Genomic DNA, 19,900 nt, shown 5'->3' with positions numbered 1-19,900 from the left:
CGTGTTACTCACCCGTTCGCCGCTCGAGTACCCCGAAGGGCCTTTCCGCTCGACTTGCATGTGTTAAGCACGCCGCCAGCGTTCGTCCTGAGCCAGGATCAAACTCTCCAAACAATGTCTGAAGAAATCCCGACAGACACCACACACCGTGGCGCCAATCAAAGGAACCATCCCCACACCCCACAGGGCGTGGAAGACGGAGGTAATGCATATTCATGCACTGGCTTTTAACACACTGTTGAGTTCTCAAGAAACGGACGCGTACACTGTCAGAGTCGAGAGCTAACTCTCGCCCCCTCCAGGGCGTACATTTCGTATTCTGATCTTATCAGATCCGGTCAATCCCGGTCAAATCTTTCGATCTTCTCGGAATCATCCGAACCGACAGGTTCCGGACCGCCCTGTCTCCAGAGCAACCCTTCTAACTTACCCGTTCATTCGGACAGATGCAATCTTAGTGCACCAGCCGGGATGGTCGGGACAGTCAGCGCGGGCGCGGACATGCGTCAGAGCCTTCAAGATTGTTTGGATCTCTCGGGGCCTGATCGCCGCCCAACGAGGGAAGACTCTAGCAGCATCTCGGGAGTGCCCGACGCCACTTTGGTGTGAGGTAAACCTTTCCCCCCTCTCAGCCATCCCAAACAGCGGGCGATTCGCGCCGGGGCAACCCGCCGGTAAGTCATCCGCAATCGCCAGCCGTTACGAAGAGGGTGCGGGACCCGCAGGCACCACCCCGGTGCCTGGGCCCCCACCCGTGGAGGTGGTCATCATGACGCGGTCGGAGTTCGACGACATCCGCGCCCACATCGCGGCCGAGGAGGGCGACTCGGACGATCTCCTGCAGATCGCCCGCACCCTGCTCGACGATTTGGAGCAGGCACGTCTGCGCGAGGCGACCCTTCGTGCGCGTTACCTGAACCTGCTGACGGCCGCCCGGGCCACCATGGCCGCCGGCACCGTCGGCGATCCCGATCCGCTGACGTTCCTTCGGCACGAGCTCGCCAAGCGCGGGCAGCTGCCGACCGGAGATGAGGACGTGACCCGCATCCTGTCCGACGCCCACATGGCGGAGGCCCTGCTTGCCCAGATGGACGAGACGCCCCCGAACCATCACCACACCGCCTCGAGGATGCGCCGTTGTACGGGGCCCGCTCGCAGGCTCCCCCGCTGACTCACCTTGCGGAACCGGCCCGAGCTATCGGGATGACTCCTTTGCCCTGATATGAGGGTCATCCTGGGAGACTTCCCCCATGGGGAAGATAGGGCTGAACTGGGCAGCTGTAGCGCTGGTAGCGGTGTTCGGCCTACTTTGGCTGGGTGTGGTGGTGTTCGCGGCCACCACCACGCCCGCATGGCTACGCGTCGTCCAAGGCGCTTTCAGCCTCGCCCTCATCTCGTGGGCGATCGCGAAGTCGGTGTTCCTGATCAGATCCACATGACTCCCCTTCCGCAGCGACGGGACCCGGAGCACTTCACGTGGAACTACTTGGCGTCCCCGTAGCAGGACACCGCCACAGCCTCCATCGGAATGCGGACCGGTGTGTCGCCGAACAACAGACGGGTGGCGTCCCCGGCCGCTCGGCTCACCGCCGCCGACACCTCGGGCACGAGCTCTTCGGGGCAGTGCACCATCACCTCGTCGTGCTGGAAGAACACGAGCCTGGCGGGTGAGGGGAGCGATCCGCGCAGCAGCGCCATCAGGGTGAGCGCCCATTCGGCCGCGGTGGCCTGGACGACGAAGTTGCGCGTGAACCTGCCGCGGTCGCGAGCCGCACGGCCTCCTTCGGGGCCGGAGACGAGCCGCGACCAGTTGGCGGACGGCGGCGGGCACGTACGCCCGAGCCAGGAGCGCACCAGGCGGCCCTCCTCGCCGGCCTTCGCGGCGTCCTCGACGAAGGCGTAGGCCTGGGGGAAGCGCTGGCGCATGATGGCCAGCAGCTTGGGGGCGTCGCCACTGGTGCCGCCGTACATCGCCGAGAGCATCGCGATCTTGGCGTTGTCGCGCGCGCCCCCGAAGGCCTGGGCGAGAGCGGCGTACAGGTCGATCTCTCCGGCGGCGCGGGCGAGCCCTCTGTCGCCCGCCATGGCGGCGAGCACCCGCGGCTCCAACTGCGCGGCGTCGGCGACGACGAGCCGCCACCCGTCGTCCGCGACGACCACGCGGCGCATCACCTTGGGGATCTGGAGCGCGCCTCCCCCGCTGGTGGCCCAGCGGCCCGACACCACGCCCCCGACGACGTATTCGGGACGGAACCGGTGACCCCGCACCCACTGCTGCGCCCACGTCCAGCCATGGAAGCTGTAGAGCCTGGCGAGCTCCTTGTAGGCCAGCAGCGGCGCGACCGCCGGATGGTCGACCTGTTTGAGCACGTGTGACCGGGTCGAGGAGACGGTGAGCCCTGCCGCCTTGAAGGCCTTGACGATCTGCTGGGGAGAGTCGGGGTTGACGGTGGTGCCGAAGGCGGCGCCGATCTGGTCGGCGAGCGCCTGGAGCTTCGCGGGACGCATGCCGTGGACGGGCCGGGGCCCGAGAAGCTCGGTGAGGAGCGCGTCGTGGACGTCTTCACGCCAGGGCATGCCGTCGTGGCTCATCTCCGCGGCGATCAGGGCTCCGGCGGACTCGGCGGCGACGAGCAGCCGGAAACGGGCGGGATTCTCGGTGGCGTCGATCCGGGCGAGTTGGTCGAGGTAGACCTCGGTGACGTCGATCTGGGCGGGCTCGGGCTCGAACAGGGTGTCCTGCACGACGTGGACGCCCGCCGTTTCGTCGGGAACCGGAAGGCCGTGCAGCCTGGCGTAGGCGGCCTCCGCCGAGCGGGGCTCGCCGTACCTGCCCTCGTGGCCGAGCAGCAACGACTCGGTGAGCGTCAGATCGTGGCACCGCGCCAGTCGTACGCCACGGGCCAGGAGCGCCGGATAGACCGAGCGCGTGTCGGCCCAGATCCACCGGGGGCGGCCGGCCTGCTCCAGCTCGCCCATGGCCTGTGGGAGATCGGCGACATGCGTGACGCCCTCATCCAGCGGCCGCAGGGTGCCGCCGGAGCCGTCGGCAGTCACCGCGATCCGCATACCGCGAGGGTATCGAAGCACACCGACATCCTTCGATCAGAGGTTCGAGTCCAGGCGCACCCCGGAACTGCGGGTGAACGGGCGACACCCCTGCCGGTCACGGCGTTGCGTCCGCCGGACGGATGGCCGAGGCTGAACCCATGCTCGCGTTGATCAAGGCATGCCATCCCGGACCGACCGCGGTCGTCACGGCCGCCGGCTGCGCCATCGCGGCCACCGCCGGCAGAGGCCCCGGCGGCACGCTTCTGGTGGGCGCTGCCGTGCTCGCCGGGCAGTTGTCGATCGGCTGGAGCAACGACTGGATCGACCGCGCCCGTGACCGCGCCATCGGCCGGCCTGACAAACCTCTCACCGGCGACTCGGTCGCACCGCGGACGGTGGCCGTCGCGGCGTTCACCGCGCTGGCCCTGTGCGCGGCGCTGTCGCTGGCGTGCGGCCTCCTGGCCGGTACGGTGCACCTGCTCGCCGTCGCCTGCGGCTGGCTGTACAACCTGCGGCTCAAGCTCGGCGCGGCGTCGCCGCTCCCCTTCGCCGTGGCCTTCGGCCTGCTGCCGGCGTTCGTCACGCTGGGGCTGCCCGGACATCCCTGGCCCGCGTGGTGGGCGCTCGCCGCGGGGGCGCTGCTGGGTACGGGCGCCCACTTCACCAACGTCCTGCCGGATCTTCCGGATGACCTCGCGCTCGGCGTACGAGGTCTGCCGCAGCGCCTCGGCCCGACGTGGGCGAGGCTCGGCGCCGCCCTGTTGCTGGTCGCCGCGTCCATGGTGATCGCCCTCGCTCCGGAGCGGAGCGGAGGGCCGATCACGGTGACCGGCCTGGCGGCGGTGGGCGTGGCGCTGATCGCGGGGCTGGTCATGGCGCGGCGCTCGGTGCGCCGGGCCGCGTTCACGGTGATCGTCGCGGTCGCCCTGATCGACCTGGTGATGTTCGTCGCCCAAGGGGGGCGGCTGGTGTGAGCACAGCAAAAAGGCCCTGATCTGATGATCAGGGCCTTTCGTGGTAGCGGGGGCAGGATTTGAACCTGCGACCTCTGGGTTATGAGCCCAGCGAGCTACCGAGCTGCTCCACCCCGCGTCGGCTTGCGTTGCAAGACTATCGACCCGGTGGAGCAGTGGCAAATCGCGTTCGGTGGGGGGGCCGATGCCGGCCGCCCCCACCCGGTGGTCATGACTTCGAGCTGGGCGTCGATGAAGGTGGGGGTGTCGGCGTGGGCGTCGCCGTGAGCGCCGACGCCGACGAGGGCGCCGGGGTGGCCGTCGGCGACGGCGCCGCCTTCTGCTGTCCCAGAGCCGACTGGAGATCCTTCAGCGCCTGCTCGAGCCGCTTCTGCGCCTCTCCGTAGGCGGCGAAGTCACCGCTCTTGATCGCCTTCTGGCCGTCGTCGTACGCCTTCTGGGCGTTGGCGTAGGCCTGGGTGAGCTCCGTGGACGTCCCGGGGGTGTTCGGCTGGGTGGGGACGTTCGGCGTGGTGGGCTGCTGCCCGACCTGCCCGAACACCTGCTCGAGGGCGTCCTGCAGCGTGTTGCCGATTCCCACGTCGTTGCCGAACATCACCAGCACACGGGCCAGCGTCGGGTAGCGCGCGGAGTTCTGCACCTTGGGCTGGACGTAGACCGGCTCGACGTACAGCAGGCCCCCGCCGAACGGCAGGGTGAGCAGGTTGCCGTTCAGCGTCTCGGTCGTGCCGCCGATCCGTAGCTCGTTCAGGACGCTGGCGGCCTTGGTGTCGAAGGTGTTCTGCGCCTGTTTGGGGCCGGGGATGGTGGTGTCGCTGGGCAACTGCAAGATGCTGATCTGGGCGTCGGCCTCGCCCGCCGCGTCCACCGCCATGAACGCCGCCAGGTTGTCCCTGCTGGTCGGCACCAGTGTGGTGGTGAGCGAGAAGCGGGGCTGCTGGTCGCCCGGCATCTTGAGGGTCACGTAGTACGGCGGCTGCTTGGTCTTGGTGCTCGCCGGGTCCTCCGGGACCTTCCAGAAGTCCTGCGCGCCGTAGAAGGCGTTGGCGTCGGTCACGTGGTACTGGCTGAGGATGTCGCGCTGCACCTTGAAGAGGTCTTCGGGGTAGCGCAAGTGGTTCTTCAGCTCGGTGGGGATCTTGGACTTCGGCTGGATGATCCCGCCGAAGGCCTTCTCCCAGGTCCGCAGCAGCGGGTCCTTGTCGTCCCAGGCGTAGAGCGTGACGGTGCCGTCGTAGGCGTCGACCGTCGCCTTGACCGAGTTGCGGATGTAGTTGATCTGGTCGCGCGGCTGCTGCTGCTGGGGAGCGAGCAACTTGTCGGTGGAGGTGTCGCGGGTCATGTCACCGAAGCTGCGGCGCTCGGCGTAGGGGTAGTCCTCCGACATGGTGTAGCCGTCGACGATCCACTGGACGCGCTTGTTGACGATCGCGGGGTACGGGTCGCCGTCGAGGGTGAGGAAGGGGGCCACCTGCTGGACGCGCTGGCGGGGGTCGCGGTTGTAGAGGATGCGCGACTGGTCGTTGATGGCGGACGACAGCAGGAGGTTGGTCTCGCCGTACTTGCCGGCGTAGAGCAGGCGGTTGAAGAAGTTCCCGATGGAGACGCCACCCTTGCCGGCGTAGGTGGTGTCGACCTGGCCGCTGCCCTGGCCGTTGTTGCTCTGCTCGGGATAGTCGAGCTCCTTGTGGCCGCCGACGATGGAGTACTCGGGAGAGTGCTCACCGAAGTAGATGCGCGGCTCGAAGTCGCCGAGGCCGTTGGTGGGCGGGATGTCCTTGACGACGAAGTCGGGCTTACCCTGGTCGATCTTGCTACCGGGGCTGGCCACGAAGCCGAAGCCGTGGGTGTAGACCAGGTGGTCGTTGATCCAGTTTCTCTCGGGCGGAGTGCCGATCTCACGGACGGCGACCACGGTGTCGCGAGAGACACCGTCGATGGTGTACCGGTCGACGTCGAGCTGCTCGGGGAACTGGTAGTAGCCCTTGATCTGCTGGAGCTGCTCGTACGTCGGGGAGACCACGGTGGGGTCGAGCAGGCGGACACCCGGGATGGTGGAGGCCTCGCTCTGCAGGGACTGCTGGTTGCCCTGCGCCTGAGTCTTGGCGCCGTACGGCGTCACCTTGGCCGACGCGACGCCGTAGGCCTCTCTGGTCGCGGCGATGTTCTTCCCGATGTACTCCTGCTCCTTGCTCTGCTGGTTCGGCTTGACCTGGAACTGCTCGACGAGCGCGGGGTACACGCCGCCGACCAGCACCGCCGACAGCACCAGGAGCCCGAGGCCGACACCGGGGAGCATGCCGCCGGGCCGTACGACTCCGGCGAAGAAGAGCGCGGCGCAGATCAGGGCGATGATCGCCAGGATGCTCTTGGCGGGAAGCACGGCGTGGATGTCGGTGTACGAGGCGCCGAAGGTCTTGCCGCGGTCGGAGAAGACCAGACCGAACCGGTCGACCCAGTAGGCGACGGCCTTGAGCAGCACGAACAGGCCCACCAGCACCGACAGGTGGACCCTGGCGGCGCGGGTGGCGTGCAGGCCCGGCGACTGCAGGCGGAACCCGCCGTACAGGTAGTGGACGATCGCCGCGAGGACGATCGAGATGATCACCGCCGTGAACAGGAAGTTCAGCACCATCCGGATGAACGGATAGGTGAACATGAAGAACGAGATGTCTAGACCGAACTGCGGGTCGTTCTTGCCGAAAGGCGTGGCGTTGACGAAAAGCAGCCACGTCTTCCACTGCGCCGCGGTGGAGGAGCCGGTGAACAGGCCCAGCACCGCCAGCCCGAGGAGGAAGATCGCCCTACGGTGGGGGTCGATGGCCGCTCGGTAGCGGTCGGCGCCGGAGGTGCCCCTCTCGAACATCGTCATCGCGAACAGGGGACGTGAGCGATAGGCGATGATCATGTTGCCGCCGACGACGACGCCCATCAGGAGCGCGCCGAAGACGAACAGCAACAGCTGGGTGACCAGCATCGTGGAGAACACCGAGGTGTACCCCACCGAGTCGAACCACAGCCAGTCGGTGAAGACACCGGCGAAGACGAAGAACAAAATGACGATCGCCACCAAGGCGATCGCGACGGGAATGAGAAGCCGCGGCCGGCGGGGCAATCGCATCGCCCGACCCGCGCCGGGGTTCCGGAAGGTCAAGGCCCACCCCTAAATTTCACGAGTAACGGTCCGTGTCATGGCAACCTACACCGGTGATGGCGCGGTCACGCTCCGAGCCCTCGGGGCGTCCGGGCCGCGACGTGCGGCCCGCCGCCACCGATGGGGACGGCTGCGGGAACGGCCTGCAGCACGCGCGTCGCCACCGGATGAGACGCCCGCGTACACGTGGCCCAACGGCTCGGGGGTGCCGCGGGTTCCCCGCCCGCCGGCCCCGCCGGTCGAGAGGGTGAAGATCGGAATCGGCCGGGAGGCTCACCGGGCCGGACAACCAGCCACTTGCCCCGACCCCGCCCGGAGCTTGTCGATCGCCTGGACCGCCTCGTGCATCGTGCTCACCTTCACGAGGCGAAGGCCCTTGGGCACGGCCTGCACGGCTTCGTCGCAGTTGTCGGCGGGAGTCAGGAAGATCGTGGCGCCGGCGTCGCGGGCGCCCACCATCTTCTGCTGGATGCCGCCGATCGGGCCGACCTTGCCGTCGGCGGTGATGGTGCCGGTGCCCGCGATGGACATGCCGCCCGTGAGCGCGCCGGGGGTCAGCTTGTCGTAGATGCCGAGGGAGAACATCAGCCCGGCGCTGGGGCCGCCCACGTCGCCGACATTGACGTCGACGGTGAAGGGGAAGGTGAACTTGGGGTTGGCCATCATGACGCCCACGATGGTGCCGTCCTTGCCGGCCACGGTGCCGACGTCGACGGTGAGCTGCTTGCCGTCGCGGATGACGCCGAACCGCACCTGCTCGCCGGGCTTGTGCCTGCGCACGCCGGCGGCGACCTCCTCGATGCTCTGGACCGGGGCGCCGTCGACGTCGGTGATCGCGTCACCCGCGCGCAGCTTGCCCTCGGCGGGCTTGCCCTTCTGCGTGGAACCCACCGGGACGACGACCTTGACCGGGATCTTCAGCTCGTTCATCGCGGCCGCCGTGGCGTCCTGCTGCGAGCTGGTCATCTCCTGGATGTTCTGCTGATCGACCTCTTTGACCGACACCGACTTGGGGAAGATCGTCTCTTCGGGGACGACGGCGACGGTCGGGTCCATCCAGCCGCGCAGCGCCGTGAGCAAATCGATGCGGGCGCCGGGGCCGCCCCGGTAGGCGACGGTGACCAGGCTGAGCTTTCCCGTCGTCGGATAGGTCTGGTGCCCCTTGATGCTGATCACCGGCTTGCCCTTGACGTCGCCGAGGGTGTTCTCGGTGGGACCTGGGCTCAGCGCGACGTAGGGGACCGGCAGCAGCGCGCCGGCGCCCCCGAGGGCGAGCGTGAGAACGCCCGCCACCATCAACGTCAGACCTCGTCGGGACATGGTGGAAACTCTATGCGCTCACCGGGACCGTACTTGCGCGGAACACACAGCGGACATCCAGGTCAATCGCATGATCCTACCCATTCGGTGGATCCGTCGGCGAAGATCTGGTGCTTCCAGATCGGCACTTCCTGCTTCAGGTCGTCGATCAGGCGCCTGGACGCCTCGAACGCCTCCCCCCGATGCGGGCAGGCGACCGCGACGATCACCGCGATGTCGCCGAGCTTGAGCTCGCCCACCCGGTGGACGGCCGCCAGTGCCGTCACGGGGAAGTCGGAGGCGACCTTCTCCGCGACCCGGCGCAGCTCCGCCTCCGCGCTGGGGTGGGCGGAGTACGACAGCAGGGTGACCGGCTTGCCGTGGTCGTGATCTCTGACGGTGCCGACGAACAGCGTCGTGCCGCCGGCGGCGTGGTCGCCGACGGCGGCGAGCACCTCGTCCACCGAGAGCGGGGTGTCACGAATGCCAAGCAATCGGATGGCGTTCACGCCACGAGCGTACTGCGTCCGTCTGCCTCGCTCCGCTCGGCGGGCTCAGGGCCTCCTTCAGGCGGCGGCTTTCGTCGTCGTACGGGCTTCGTTCCTCACCCTCCCTCCTCCTCAAGCCACCACCGGCCCCGAGCCGGTCCGTCTGCCTCGCTCCGCTCGGCGGGCTCAGGGCCTCCTTCAGGCGGCGGCTTTCGTCGTCGTACGGGCTCGTTCCTTCACCTTCGCTCCGCTGGAGGAGGTCAGATTCGGCGCTTGCGGCGGGCCCGGCGGACGATGGCGGCGGTGCCGATCACGGCGACGGTGGCGCCCGCGGCGGTGATCGTGGCCTCCTTGCCCGACAGGCGCCGGCCGACGACGGCGTGCCTGCCCTCGCGCAGCTCCAGGAGCTGCCGCAGGGCGGCCTCGTTCGTCCAGACCGGCTTCCACCCGGCGGCCCGCAACGACGCGCAGTCGACCACCCACGGGTAGACGACGTAGTGCAGGTCGGTGGCGGGGGCCGGGGTGATCCCCAGCCGGTGCAGGCGCTGCGCGGTGCCGAACGTCAGCCCGGCGGGCAGCTCGAAACGCCGCAGGCCGGACAGCTCCTCGACCTGCTCCATTTCCAGCCATCCGTCGCTGCCGACCGTCACGACCCCGGAGACCAGGCCGAGGGCGGCGACCTCCAGCGCCGAGACGAGGTCTTCCACGTGGCAGAACTGCCAGCGCGGCGCCGAACCCTTGACGGTCAGCAGGCGCGGCGCCTCGAAGTGGCGGGTGACGACGGTGTCCACCCCCGGCCCGACCACGGCGGCGGGCCGCAGGACGGTGACCTCCAGGCCGGGGTGGGTGCGCAGGCACCGCCGTACCAGGGCCTCGATCTCCAGGTGGTCGCCGACGACACCGGAATCGGGCTCGGCGGCCACCGGCGAGTCCTCGGGCAGCGGCACCGGATTGTCGGGGGTCGCCCCGTACACCATCGCGCTCGTCACGAGGACCACCCGCCGGACCCGTGCTGCGGCCGAGGCCGTGAGCACGGTCTGCGCGGCCCTGAGGTTGTACGCGCGGCGCGCGGCGGGGTCGGAATCGAGCGTGTAGTCGGTCGCCAGATGGACCAGCACGTCGACGTCGGAGATGCGGTTCGCCAAGAGCGGATCTCGGACGTCGAGGACCCGCCAGGTGACGTCCGGAACGTCGCCGCGGTGATCATCGATCGCCACCACGCGGCGGAAATCCGCAGACGAGGCGACCCGGGAGAGGAACTCTCTCCCCAACCCAGTGGCCGCACCGGTGACGGCGATGACCGGTGGCCGGAGACGTTTCGAGGTAGGCACGGGGTCCTCACTTTGCACTGATCCGCCCTGCGACGGATAACGTGGCGGATGTGGACTCCTCCATCCTGCACGAGGTAGAGCGGTGACTGACCTGCCAGGTCGCGAAAACGACCCCAACGAGAACCCGTTCGCGATGTTCGGCGATCCGGAGCAGATGGCGGCGGCCATGCGCCAGTTCGCCGACATGCTCTCGGCTCCGGCGGGCTCCGGGCCCGTCAACTGGGACATGGCGAAGAACATCGCGCGTCACGCCGTGGTCGCCACGGGCGACCCGAGCGTCATGGAGGGCGAGCGTCGCCAGATCGTCGACGCGCTCCAACTCGCCGATCTCTGGCTGAACGAGGTCACCGAGCTGCCGAGCGGGCTGACCACTCCGGAGGCGTGGAGCCGTTCCGAGTGGATCGAGAAGACCGTCCCGGTCTGGAAGCAGCTGTGCGAGCCGATCGCCCAGCGCATGGTCGACACCATGGGCGGCAGCCTCGGCGCGATCGGCCTCGGTGGCGGCGAGGCACAGGCGATGGCCGCCCAGCTCGGGCCGCTGATGGGCATGATGCGCCAGGTGGGCGGCATGATGGTCGGCAGCCAGATCGGCCAGGCCCTCGGCGCCCTGGCGCCCGAGGTGATCGGCTCGTCCGACATCGGGCTGCCGCTCTCGGAGACCGCCGCCCTGCTGCCCGGGGGGATCGCCGCGTTCAGCCACGGCCTGGAGATCCCCGCGGAGGAGATCCGCCTGTACCTCGCACTGCGAGAGGCCGCGCACCACCGCCTGTTCAAGCACGTCCCGTGGCTGCGCACGCAGCTGTTCGGCGCCGTGGAGGAGTACGCCAAGGGCATCACCGTCGACGCCAGCGCGCTGGAGGAGCAGATCCGGGGACTCGACATCAGCAACCCGGAGCAGATCCAGGAGGCGCTGAGCGGGGGCGCCCTGCTCAAGCCCGAGGAGACCGAGCGCCAGAAGGTGGCGCTGTCGAGGCTCGAGACGATTCTCGCCCTGGTCGAGGGCTGGGTCGCCACGGTGACCGACGCCGCCGCCGAGGGCAAGCTGCCCTCCGCCGCCGCGCTGTCGGAGACCATCCGGCGGCGGCGCGCCACCGGCGGTCCCGCCGAGCGCACCTTCGCGACGCTGGTCGGGCTGGAACTGCGCCCGCGGCGCCTGCGGGAGGCCGCCACGCTGTGGAAGGCCCTCGCCGCCGATCGGGGCATCGAGGGTCGTGACGCCGTCTGGTCCCACCCTGACCTCATGCCGACGGCGACCGATCTGGACGACCCCGAGGCGTTCGTCCGGGGTGAGGCGAAGTTCGACCTCTCGGCGTTCGAGGCCGGGGAGTCCGGCGGGAAGCCTGGTGAGGGCGGCGAGCCGGACACCGGTCCGGGTGACGACTCCGGCCCCAAGGCTCCCGGCGCCGAATGACGCTGCACGACCGGGCGCGTTCGGCGCTGACCGAGTGGACCGCGCCCACCGCCGCCGAGGAGTCGCTCCGCAAGGAGTTCGTGGAGCACCTGCACACCTACGACGACGCGATGTGGCGCACCTGCGCGCCGGGGCATCTCACCGCGACCACCGCGGTGCTGTCCCACGACGGCGCGAAGGTGCTTCTCACGCTGCACACCAAGGCCAACATGTGGCTGCCCATGGGCGGCCACTGTGAGATCTCGGACGAGTCGCTGGAGGCCGCCGCGCTGCGCGAGGCCACCGAGGAGTCCGGCATCCCGGGCCTTCGGCTCCTTCCAGGCCCGCTCGCCCTCGACAGGCACAAGGTCTGGTGCCATCCCCCGCACAGCTGGCACCTCGACGTGGAGTACGGCGCGGTGGCGCCGCCCGGGGCGGAGTACGTGGTCAGCGCCGAGTCGCTGGAGCTCCGCTGGGTTCCCGTCGACGACATCCCCGAGCCCACGGACGAGGCGACGCGGCGCCTGGCCCGCCGGGCCCGCGCGGTGCTGCTCGGCTGACCGTCCCCCTGCGGATTCTTCACACCGTCCATACGGCCGCTGGGTAGGGTCGAGGTCGGACACCACGAGGCGAGCCGGGGTGACGGAGTGGACAGCACGACAGACACACCGGTGGGCGGCGTCATCGCGACGCCGTCCCGATCAGGACGGTCGCGTCGGCGCGCTCTGGGGAAACTCGCCTGGGTCGCGGTCACCCCTCTGACGGCCTGGGCGGTGGTACGGCTCGGCGGCCTGGAACGTGGATCGTTCCCGACCCAGATCATGACGCTGACGCCGTACGCCGCCGCGGGCTCGCTCGTGCCGCTCGTCCTGGGTCTGCTGGCCAGGAAGAAGGCGGTCACCGTGGTGGCGGTCGCGACGGCCGTGGCGTTCGGCTTCACCGTGCTGCCCCGGGCGATCGGCGACGGCTCCGCGACGGCGGCCGGGGAGCCGTTCTCGATGCTGACGGTGAACCTCTTCTTCGGCCGCGGCGACGCGGCGACGGTGGTCGGCCTGGTGCGCCGGCACCGTCCCGACATCCTCAACACCCAGGAGCTGACCCCGGCGGCGGTCGCCGATCTCGACGCCGCGGGGCTGAAGGAGCTCATGCCCTACCGCGTCCTCGAGGACGATTGGGGCGCGACGGGCAGCGGCGTCTTCTCCAGCCACCCGCTCACCAAGCTCGACGGGCTTTTCCACCCGATCGGCCACAACATGCCGGCGGTCGGCATGACCCTTCCGGGCGGCGCCCGGCTCCAGCTCGTCGACGTGCACACCTTCACTCCGCTCGGGCCCCAGATCACCGGATGGGCCGAAGGGCTGCGGGCGCTGCCGTCCGGGCCGGCGTCGGGGCCGTTCCGTATCCTGGCGGGCGACTTCAACGCCAGCCTCGACCACGCGGAGCTGCGGCGGCTGGTCGCACGCGGCTATCGGGACGCGGGCGACGCCTCCGGTGGAGGGCTCACGCCGACATGGCCTGCCAACAAACGCATCCCTGCGAGCATCACCATCGACCACGTGCTGGCCGACCAGCGCGTCTCGGTGCGCGGCTACCAGGTGTACGACGTGCCGGGCTCCGACCACCGGGCCGTCCTCGCCCAGCTCTCGCTGCCGGCCTCTCGCTAGGCGCTGAGCAGGGCGCGGGTGTTGTCCCAGCCTTCGAGGCCGGGGTCGAGCCGCGCGACGTCGGCGGGCGCCCGGAGGCGGTGCCAGCCGGGTCCGGTGGCCACCATGCGCCTACCGGGGGCCTGGCCGCGGAGCCGTGCGACGATGTCGGGCTCGTCGAGCCCGGCCGTTGCCCACTGGGGGAACGGCAGCCGGGCGGCCATCGCGACCGCTCCACCGCCTTCGGACGGGCAGAGGGCGATCGGGGCGCGGCCGAGCTCGCGGAACAGCTTGCCGATCAGCAACGGAGGCAGGTCGGGGGCGTCGCCGCTGATCACCACGGCCTCCTCGCCGTAGGGCTCGAGCGCGGCGAAGGCCTCGGCGGGCCCCGGGGAGTCGGAGATCGGGATGACCCGGGTGCCGGGCCAGGCGAGGTCGTCCAGCCCGTCGACGCCGGCGGCGAGGATCACCGGCTCGACCAGTTCGAGCCCGGCGACGATCTCGTAGGTGTCCTCGGCGAGGGCGAGCAGGAACTCTCCTGGATCGACCCCGGGCGGCGCCGCCTTCCCCATGGACGGCGTGACCAGGACCGCGGCCAGCCTCAACACTCCTCCACGGACCCATTGGCCGCCATCGAGAACCCCTCCAGGAAGCCTCTGGCGCGCTCGGCCCTGGGATAGCGCTCGACGAGCGTCCAGAAGCGCGGGCCGTGACTGGGCACCAGCAGATGTACCAACTCATGCATGATCACATAATCGACCACCCAGGAAGGCATTCCGCGCAGGCGGGTGGACAGGCGGATCGTGCCGTGGTCGGGAGTGCACGACCCCCAGCGGTGGCGCTGGTTCTCGACCCAGCGCACGCTGGTGGGGTGCGCCTTGGCGTCGAGATAGCGTGTGGCCAAATCGCGGGCCCGCTCGAGCAGGTCGTCGTCGCTCGGGCGTCGTCGCTGCTCCTTGGCGGCGAGACGATCGAGCATCCGGCGCACCCATTGTTCCTCATCGGTACTGCTCAGACCGGCAGGGAGCAGCACGATGGTCTTGTCGCCATCGCGGTACGCGGAAACGGTCCGCCGTCGGCGTGCACTCCGGCGAACCTCGACTGTCTCGGGGGGCACATATGCACGTTAGCCGAGAGCGCTGCGATTCCACAGGGGGTGAATCGCGTTTTCGCTGGTCAATCCCTGTTAGCCCCGTGTTCAGAAATCACATTGACCACATCTGCCCCAGGGGAGGGCGAATAACGGCGCACAGCGCCTTTCGCGGGCCGGTGATGTTCACTGTCAGCGGACCGTTCCAGGGCGGTGGATACGGGCCCTTGCCGACGTCATCGCAGGCAGCAGGCTCGCGGCGACTACCTGATCGGAGATCATAAAGAGATCTTTTCCGTCGGGATCATTTTCGACCTTGCCTGGCGACGCCCTCTCTCCTGTCCGTAACCCAGCTCCCGGCTGAGGTGCGCCTCCTCGGCCCTGAACGGCGGCGGGTGACGCGCGAGCCACCGGTCTCCCTAATCGTTGATCGGCGACGCACGGTTCCAATTCTTGGCGGGGCGCCTGTCGGTCTTTTTGATCAGTCGGCCGCGGCGCGCACGTCCTTCGGCCTCATGACAGGCGACCGACTCCTCGCCCGCCCGTCCACAGGAAGGTCGCTTCGTCCGGGATTGGCCTCGAAGTTATCCACAGGCGGGGACAACGCCGCCCGGGGCCGCCGCGCGATGTGCCAGGGTTCCGGCCATGACCTCCCGACAGCAGCCCACCTCCCCCGTCCGGCCCCGGCTGAAGCCGGCACTGCGCCGCCTCGACCGCGACGACCACACGCTCCAGCTCGGTGTCCATCCCCTGCGGGCCGTCGTGCTGACCGACCTGGAGCCCGCCATGCGAAGCTTCGTCGAGAGCCTCGACGGCACCCGTACCCTCGACGAGCTGATCGCCCAGAGTGGTTTCGACGAGACCACCGTGCGCGAGCTCGTGCGCAGGCTGACCGAGCGGGGCGTGCTCGACGACGCCTCCGTGCGGCCCTCGCCGCTGCGCGGGCTGTCCCGCGCCGAGTGCGACCGCCTCGCGCCCGACCTCGACGCGCTCTCCTTGTCCGCCGCCGACGCGGGTGACGGCGGCCTGAGAGCACTGGAGCGCCGCCGCGCGGCCCACGTCCGGGTGTACGGCGCCGGCCGGGTCGGCGCCCAGATCGCCGTGCTCCTCGCGGCCTCGGGTGTCGGGAACATCTGCGTGGTGGACCCGGGGCGGGCCCGGCCCGAAGACGTGGTGCCGGGCGGGCTCACCTTCGCCGAGGTCGGCCTCACCAGAGAAGACGGCACGGTGGCGGCCGCCCGCCGGGTCGCGCCGAGCGTCAACGCCTGGCCCGGCCGCACCGCCTCGCACCTCGGTGACGGGGGCAGCCGTCCCGATCTGGTCGTCCTCGCGCCGGTCGGCCCTCTCGACGGCGTGGTGACCCGGGAGCTCGTCACCCAGCAGATCCCTCATCTCCTCGCGACGGCGGGCGAGGGTGTGGGGTCGGTGGGGCCGCTGGTGCTTCCGGGCCACACTTCGTGCCTGCACTGTCTCGAGTTGATCCGGCGCGACCGAGACCCCTCCTGGCCGGTGATCAGGATCCGCCTCGGCGGCTTTCCGGCGGGTGAGATCGCCTGTGACACGGTGGTGTCAACGCTGGTCGCGGCACAGGCGACGGGTCATGTTCTTGGTTTTGTCGACGGCCTGGAGCCCACTGTGACGAACAGCACAGTCGACGTAATGCCTGATTGGGGTTGGAAAAAACGGACATGGAGCGCTCATCCGCAATGTCGTTGTAGTCGAAACCAGTTCAGCTCGCTAACAATGGTCGCGTGAGCGACTTCCCCCAACACGCCGTGACGCGTTCCGCCAAGCTGGCGACGCTCCCTTTGGGGTTCGCCGGCCGCGCTGCACTCGGACTGGGCAAACGGATCGGCGGCAAGTCCGCGGAGATCGTGGCCCAGGAGATCCAGCAGCGCACCTCCGAGCAGATCTTCAAGGTCCTGGGTGAGCTCAAGGGTGGTGCCATGAAGCTCGGCCAGGCTCTGTCGATCTTCGAGGCGGCGCTCCCGCCGGAGATCGCCGGGCCGTACCGCGCCACGCTCACCAAGCTGCAGGACGCCGCGCCACCGCTGCCGGCCTCGACGGTGCACGCCGTCCTGACCGAGCAGCTGGGTGACGACTGGCGGGAGAACTTCCTGGAGTTCGACGACACCCCGACGGCGGCCGCCTCGATCGGCCAGGTGCACAAGGCGGTCTGGCACGACGGCCGGCAGGTCGCCGTCAAGATCCAGTATCCGGGCGCGGGCAAGGCGTTGCTGTCCGACTTCAACCAGCTGGCCCGGCTCGGCAAGCTGTTCGGGGTGTTGCTGCCCGGGCTCGACATCAAGGCCGTCCTCGGCGAGCTACGGGAGCGCGTCGCCGAGGAGCTCGACTACCTGCGCGAGGCTGAGGCACAGCACGGGTTCGCCACCGCCTACCACGACGACCCCGACTTCTGCGTCCCTGACGTCATCGCCGCCAACGAACAGATCCTCGTCAGCGAGTGGATGGACGGCACACCGCTCTCGAAGATCATCACGGACGGCACACAGGAGCAGCGCGACCGTGCCGGGCTGCTGTTCGTGCGGTTCCTGTTCAGCTCCCCCGCCCGCGCCGGCATGCTGCACGCCGACCCGCATCCGGGGAACTTCCGGGTCCTGCCCGACGGCCGCCTCGGTGTGCTCGACTTCGGCGCCGTCAACCGCATGCCCGACGGTTACCCCGAGGTCTTCGGCACGTTGACCCGCATCTTCATCAACGGCGACATGGAGACGGTGGTCCAGGGCCTGCGTGACGAGGGGTTCATCCGTCCCCACATCGACGTCGACATCGAGGCGCTGCGCGCCTTCCTCGCGCCGTACGTCGAGCCGACCCGGGTCGAGGAGTTCACCTTCACTCGTGAGTGGCTCCAGCAGCAGGTCGCGACGGTGACCGATCTGCGTCCCACCAACGTCGTGCGCCAGCTCAACCTGCCGCCGTCATACGTGCTGATCAACCGCGTCCACGCGGCGGGCGTCGGCGTCCTGTGCCAGCTCGGCGCGACCGCCCGCTTCCGCGACGAGGTCATCCGCTGGGTCCCCGGCTTCGCCGACCAGGACCCCGAAGGCCACACCACCGCCCTGGCGACCTCCTGACCCATCCCCCGCCCCCGGCGCACACCCCCCACATCGGTCGGCCGGGAATCGGGGATCATCGGAGGGCGGCTTCCAGTGTCGAGCGGTGGTCGGTGACCCACTGGTATGCGGATCGGACGGCCTGGGCGGCGCCGAGATCGCGCAGGCCGATCATGGCCGGATCCCCGTCCGCCGCGCCGGATTCGATGCCCCGCCGGCAGCGGTCCTGCCACCACAGGATCGTCTCGACGACCTCGTCCCGATCGGAGAGCGCGTAGGCGTCGCAGATCAGGCGAACCCCTAGGGCCGCCTCCCGCGCGTCGTCCACCGACGGCCCGAGATCGAGGTACTGCCAGCAGACGTGCGCCACGTCGTGGATGCGGGCCACCGGCGCGGCGAGGTCCCAGTCGATGAACGCCACCGGACGCAGGCCCGACCCTGGATCTCGGTACACGGTGTTCTTCGGGGACAGATCGTTGTGGCAGACGACCTCGTGGCCTTCGGCCGGCGGCGTCCCGGCCGTCAGGTCGTGGAACTCTCGCACCAGTTCGGCCATCCGCACGAGGCTCTCGCGGGACCGGACGGCGGCGGGCCACGGCCGCCGCCACGCCACGAAGCCGTCCAGAAAGCTCAGCGTCTCGCGACCCCGGTCGTCCAGACCGAGCCAGCGCGGCGCCCCCGGCCACCCGTGGCGCTCGAACAGCTTGAGCAGGTCACGAACGTACGCCGCCCGGGCAGGCGCGGGACGCCGCACCGTGTCGTCCACCCGGACGACCGGGCTCACGAAGCCCCCGGCCAGTGGGATCTCCTCCGTCATGCTTCTACTGTGGCCGAGGACCTCTTCAGGCTCCTGGGGCGCCGGAAATAGGCGTTCGCCGTCGTTGTGAACATCAACGCGACAGCGGACAGGACGGCCGCGAGGTGCACGATCCGGCTGATGGTGAAGACAAGGGTCATGCCATCGGCACCCGCCACAGCCTCGGCTACGGTGTGCCCGGCGAGTAGCCACTGGACCGGGCCGATCACGAGGGAGAGGGTGCCGAAAACACCCAAGATCACGGTAAGGGCGACGCGGGCCCAGTTCCCTCCCTGACGCATGCGCACCGCCATGAAGATCGCGGCGACGAATACGACCAATCGGATGCCGAGCCCTGCGGCCACGTTCGCGAAGGAGGCCGTCCCGTCGACGATCATGCCGGCGACGGCTATGACGGCCTCAAAGACGCCGGCACCGACCGCGGTGAACCAGAGCAGGGCGGCCGACCTGACGGTCGAGGGGACGAGCGCCGGGGCGCTGACGGGCAGTGATGCGTGCCGGGTCGGCATGGGGAACCTCTGAAGGGTCGAGGGCGGAAAACCTACGACCAGAGTCTCCAGGTCGGCACGCTCTAGATCATTCCCGCCGGCCCCCTTTTCTCAGTAGGGAATTCCCTACCACGACTGAGGGCCGCCGACCCGGTACATCGAGGCTCCGACTCGGGTTCGTGCCGGTTCTCCGCAAGGGGCGAGAGGGCTGGACGGCTCCCGCGTTCCCGGCGACCCGTGAGCGGCCCCGCTCCTTCCGCCGCATGTACGCCAAGGCGCACGAGCGCGTCGAGCGGCGGCAGCCGGCCGTTGTCCCAGTAGGGCGTGGTGCCGCCGGGGCGGTCCCGCACAGGGACGCCCCGAAGGTCACTCCTCGCCGGAGAATCGCTCCCATGCCGACTCGCGGGCGATGCCGAGGGTCGTCCCGATCCGCGCCCAGGTCACTCCTCGTTCGCGTGCGCGCTCTACCCAGGCGCGCAGGCTCTCCTCCACCTGCTGCCCGACTGCCGCGATCCGCACCAGATGGTCAAGGATCTGCTCGTCCGTCATGGTCTCCCAGGCCGGAATCCGCGGCTCGGACGTGGACTGCTCTGCCTCGAGGATCGTGGAGCACAGCTGCACGCATTCATCGCAGATGTGGACACCGGCGCCGGCGATCACCTTGTGGACCTCGGTGTTCGCCTTGCCGCAGAACGAACAGCGCACCGTGGGCGTCGTTTCGACGGTCGTTGCCATGGACGGCCTCCCGGAAGTCACTTGTCAGGCTTTCCCTGACAGCCATGCCGAGTCTAAAACGTCAGGCTGTCCCTGACAATCGTCCTAAGGGCCCGGGTCGCCGTTCTGTTTTCTCGTCGGGCACCGCGGTTCCGAACGGACGGGCGGCGGTACCGGGCGGCAGCGGCGTCGTAGGGGTGGGGTTGCTTACCTTCGGATGACTGACCACGCGATACGAGCAGCCGTCCTCTCCTGGTTCTCATCAGATGAACAGCTCCTGATGACAGGACCGAATCGACGACCGTCGACGACACCGAGACCGGTGACGCGAGGGCAGGGCACGGACAACGCCGAGACGGTGGCACAGACCAGAACACCGGCGTCGAG

Annotated in this window: 18 protein-coding genes, 1 tRNA gene and 1 rRNA gene; 8 read left to right on the top strand and 12 right to left on the bottom strand. The window is 69.3% G+C overall.

All coding sequences use genetic code 11. From position 1 onward, the window contains the following. A 16S ribosomal RNA gene (locus KIK05_RS22510) occupies positions 1-114 on the bottom strand; the annotation flags it as partial. A 655-nt stretch (positions 115-769) separates the two neighbouring features. Between KIK05_RS22510 and KIK05_RS22505 the strand changes: the two genes are divergently transcribed. Together KIK05_RS22505 and KIK05_RS22500 are read left to right on the top strand one after the other, a co-directional pair. Next, positions 770-1,171, top strand: a complete 402-nt coding sequence (locus KIK05_RS22505; protein WP_214412751.1) for a hypothetical protein — start codon at positions 770-772, stop codon at positions 1,169-1,171. A 79-nt stretch (positions 1,172-1,250) separates the two neighbouring features. Continuing rightward, a complete protein-coding gene (locus KIK05_RS22500; RefSeq protein WP_214412750.1) occupies positions 1,251-1,439 on the top strand; it encodes a hypothetical protein in 189 nt (62 codons plus the stop codon). A gap of 43 nt (positions 1,440-1,482) precedes the next feature. Here KIK05_RS22500 and KIK05_RS22495 read toward each other — a convergent pair whose 3' ends face one another. Then, entirely contained in the window at positions 1,483-3,069 is a 1,587-nt protein-coding gene (locus KIK05_RS22495) for a bifunctional 3'-5' exonuclease/DNA polymerase (RefSeq protein WP_214412749.1), read from the bottom strand. A gap of 140 nt (positions 3,070-3,209) precedes the next feature. Here KIK05_RS22495 and KIK05_RS22490 point away from each other — a divergent pair, with 140 nt between their 5' ends. Next, positions 3,210-4,025: a UbiA family prenyltransferase gene (locus KIK05_RS22490; protein ID WP_214412748.1), complete on the top strand. Its 816-nt coding sequence runs from the start codon at positions 3,210-3,212 to the stop codon at positions 4,023-4,025. Between the two features lie 41 nt (positions 4,026-4,066). Here KIK05_RS22490 and KIK05_RS22485 read toward each other — a convergent pair. From KIK05_RS22485 to KIK05_RS22465, 5 genes are all read right to left on the bottom strand, one after another. Continuing rightward, a tRNA-Met gene (locus KIK05_RS22485) sits at positions 4,067-4,143 on the bottom strand. A gap of 90 nt (positions 4,144-4,233) precedes the next feature. Further along, positions 4,234-7,146: a UPF0182 family membrane protein gene (locus KIK05_RS22480; RefSeq protein ID WP_214412747.1), complete on the bottom strand. Its 2,913-nt coding sequence runs from the start codon at positions 7,144-7,146 to the stop codon at positions 4,234-4,236. A gap of 306 nt (positions 7,147-7,452) precedes the next feature. Beyond that, complete coding sequence (locus KIK05_RS22475) at positions 7,453-8,499, bottom strand: YlbL family protein (protein ID WP_214412746.1); 1,047 nt, start codon at positions 8,497-8,499, stop codon at positions 7,453-7,455. A 62-nt stretch (positions 8,500-8,561) separates the two neighbouring features. Beyond that, positions 8,562-8,987, bottom strand: a complete 426-nt coding sequence (locus KIK05_RS22470; protein ID WP_214412745.1) for a molybdenum cofactor biosynthesis protein MoaE — start codon at positions 8,985-8,987, stop codon at positions 8,562-8,564. Between the two features lie 239 nt (positions 8,988-9,226). Continuing rightward, positions 9,227-10,315, bottom strand: coding sequence for an NAD-dependent epimerase/dehydratase family protein (locus tag KIK05_RS22465; RefSeq protein ID WP_214412744.1), 1,089 nt, complete (start codon positions 10,313-10,315; stop codon positions 9,227-9,229). A 64-nt stretch (positions 10,316-10,379) separates the two neighbouring features. On the opposite strand from KIK05_RS22465, the gene KIK05_RS22460 reads away from it, so the two are divergent. From KIK05_RS22460 to KIK05_RS22450, 3 genes are all read left to right on the top strand, one after another. Continuing rightward, on the top strand, positions 10,380-11,708 hold the full coding sequence (locus KIK05_RS22460; protein WP_308250060.1) for a zinc-dependent metalloprotease: 1,329 nt from the start codon (positions 10,380-10,382) through the stop codon (positions 11,706-11,708). Beyond that, positions 11,705-12,247, top strand: a complete 543-nt coding sequence (locus tag KIK05_RS22455) for an NUDIX hydrolase (protein WP_214412743.1) — start codon at positions 11,705-11,707, stop codon at positions 12,245-12,247. Before KIK05_RS22460 ends, KIK05_RS22455 begins: the two co-directional genes overlap by 4 nt. Positions 12,248-12,334: 87 nt before the next feature. Then, positions 12,335-13,351, top strand: coding sequence for an endonuclease/exonuclease/phosphatase family protein (locus KIK05_RS22450; protein WP_308250059.1), 1,017 nt, complete (start codon positions 12,335-12,337; stop codon positions 13,349-13,351). On the opposite strand, the gene KIK05_RS22445 is transcribed toward KIK05_RS22450, so the two are convergent. Further along, on the bottom strand, positions 13,348-13,938 hold the full coding sequence (locus tag KIK05_RS22445; RefSeq protein WP_214412742.1) for a glycosyltransferase family protein: 591 nt from the start codon (positions 13,936-13,938) through the stop codon (positions 13,348-13,350). The two genes, KIK05_RS22450 and KIK05_RS22445, sit on opposite strands and share 4 nt — an antisense overlap. Beyond that, entirely contained in the window at positions 13,932-14,447 is a 516-nt protein-coding gene (locus KIK05_RS22440) for a M48 metallopeptidase family protein (RefSeq protein WP_214412741.1), read from the bottom strand. The genes KIK05_RS22445 and KIK05_RS22440 overlap by 7 nt, the downstream gene beginning before the upstream one ends. 618 nt (positions 14,448-15,065) lie before the next feature. Here KIK05_RS22440 and KIK05_RS22435 point away from each other — a divergent pair. Continuing rightward, positions 15,066-16,175 (top strand): ThiF family adenylyltransferase, encoded by a 1,110-nt coding sequence (locus KIK05_RS22435; protein ID WP_214412740.1) that lies wholly within the window; start codon positions 15,066-15,068, stop codon positions 16,173-16,175. Continuing rightward, positions 16,172-17,515, top strand: a complete 1,344-nt coding sequence (locus tag KIK05_RS22430) for an ABC1 kinase family protein (protein ID WP_214412739.1) — start codon at positions 16,172-16,174, stop codon at positions 17,513-17,515. Before KIK05_RS22435 ends, KIK05_RS22430 begins: the two co-directional genes overlap by 4 nt. Before the next feature lie 55 nt (positions 17,516-17,570). On the opposite strand, the gene KIK05_RS22425 is transcribed toward KIK05_RS22430, so the two are convergent. The 3 genes from KIK05_RS22425 to KIK05_RS22415 all read right to left on the bottom strand — a co-directional run bounded on the left by KIK05_RS22425 (position 17,571) and on the right by KIK05_RS22415 (position 19,534). Next, entirely contained in the window at positions 17,571-18,311 is a 741-nt protein-coding gene (locus tag KIK05_RS22425) for an aminoglycoside phosphotransferase family protein (protein WP_214412738.1), read from the bottom strand. Then, positions 18,308-18,820: a hypothetical protein gene (locus KIK05_RS22420; RefSeq protein WP_214412737.1), complete on the bottom strand. Its 513-nt coding sequence runs from the start codon at positions 18,818-18,820 to the stop codon at positions 18,308-18,310. The genes KIK05_RS22425 and KIK05_RS22420 overlap by 4 nt, the downstream gene beginning before the upstream one ends. A gap of 345 nt (positions 18,821-19,165) precedes the next feature. Then, positions 19,166-19,534: a ClpX C4-type zinc finger protein gene (locus tag KIK05_RS22415; protein WP_214412736.1), complete on the bottom strand. Its 369-nt coding sequence runs from the start codon at positions 19,532-19,534 to the stop codon at positions 19,166-19,168. Between the last annotated feature and the right edge of the window lie 366 nt (positions 19,535-19,900).

The sequence above is a fragment of the Sphaerisporangium fuscum genome, from assembly GCF_018531465.1.
Classification (GTDB): domain Bacteria; phylum Actinomycetota; class Actinomycetes; order Streptosporangiales; family Streptosporangiaceae; genus Sphaerisporangium; species Sphaerisporangium fuscum.
This window is presented reverse-complemented; position numbering and strand designations above follow the sequence as displayed.

What these genes read in the sequence shown, in the direction of transcription:
- KIK05_RS22505 (WP_214412751.1), top strand. Translation starts at nt 770, where the DNA reads ATGACGCGGTCGGAGTTCGACGACATCCGCGCCCACATCGCGGCCGAG.
- KIK05_RS22500 (WP_214412750.1), top strand. Translation starts at nt 1,251, where the DNA reads ATGGGGAAGATAGGGCTGAACTGGGCAGCTGTAGCGCTGGTAGCGGTG.
- KIK05_RS22495 (WP_214412749.1), bottom strand. Translation starts at nt 3,069, where the DNA reads ATGCGGATCGCGGTGACTGCCGACGGCTCCGGCGGCACCCTGCGGCCG.
- KIK05_RS22490 (WP_214412748.1), top strand. Translation starts at nt 3,210, where the DNA reads ATGCTCGCGTTGATCAAGGCATGCCATCCCGGACCGACCGCGGTCGTC.
- KIK05_RS22480 (WP_214412747.1), bottom strand. Translation starts at nt 7,146, where the DNA reads ATGCGATTGCCCCGCCGGCCGCGGCTTCTCATTCCCGTCGCGATCGCC.
- KIK05_RS22475 (WP_214412746.1), bottom strand. Translation starts at nt 8,499, where the DNA reads ATGTCCCGACGAGGTCTGACGTTGATGGTGGCGGGCGTTCTCACGCTC.
- KIK05_RS22455 (WP_214412743.1), top strand. Translation starts at nt 11,705, where the DNA reads ATGACGCTGCACGACCGGGCGCGTTCGGCGCTGACCGAGTGGACCGCG.
- KIK05_RS22435 (WP_214412740.1), top strand. Translation starts at nt 15,066, where the DNA reads ATGACCTCCCGACAGCAGCCCACCTCCCCCGTCCGGCCCCGGCTGAAG.
- KIK05_RS22425 (WP_214412738.1), bottom strand. Translation starts at nt 18,311, where the DNA reads ATGACGGAGGAGATCCCACTGGCCGGGGGCTTCGTGAGCCCGGTCGTC.
- KIK05_RS22420 (WP_214412737.1), bottom strand. Translation starts at nt 18,820, where the DNA reads ATGCCGACCCGGCACGCATCACTGCCCGTCAGCGCCCCGGCGCTCGTC.
- KIK05_RS22415 (WP_214412736.1), bottom strand. Translation starts at nt 19,534, where the DNA reads ATGGCAACGACCGTCGAAACGACGCCCACGGTGCGCTGTTCGTTCTGC.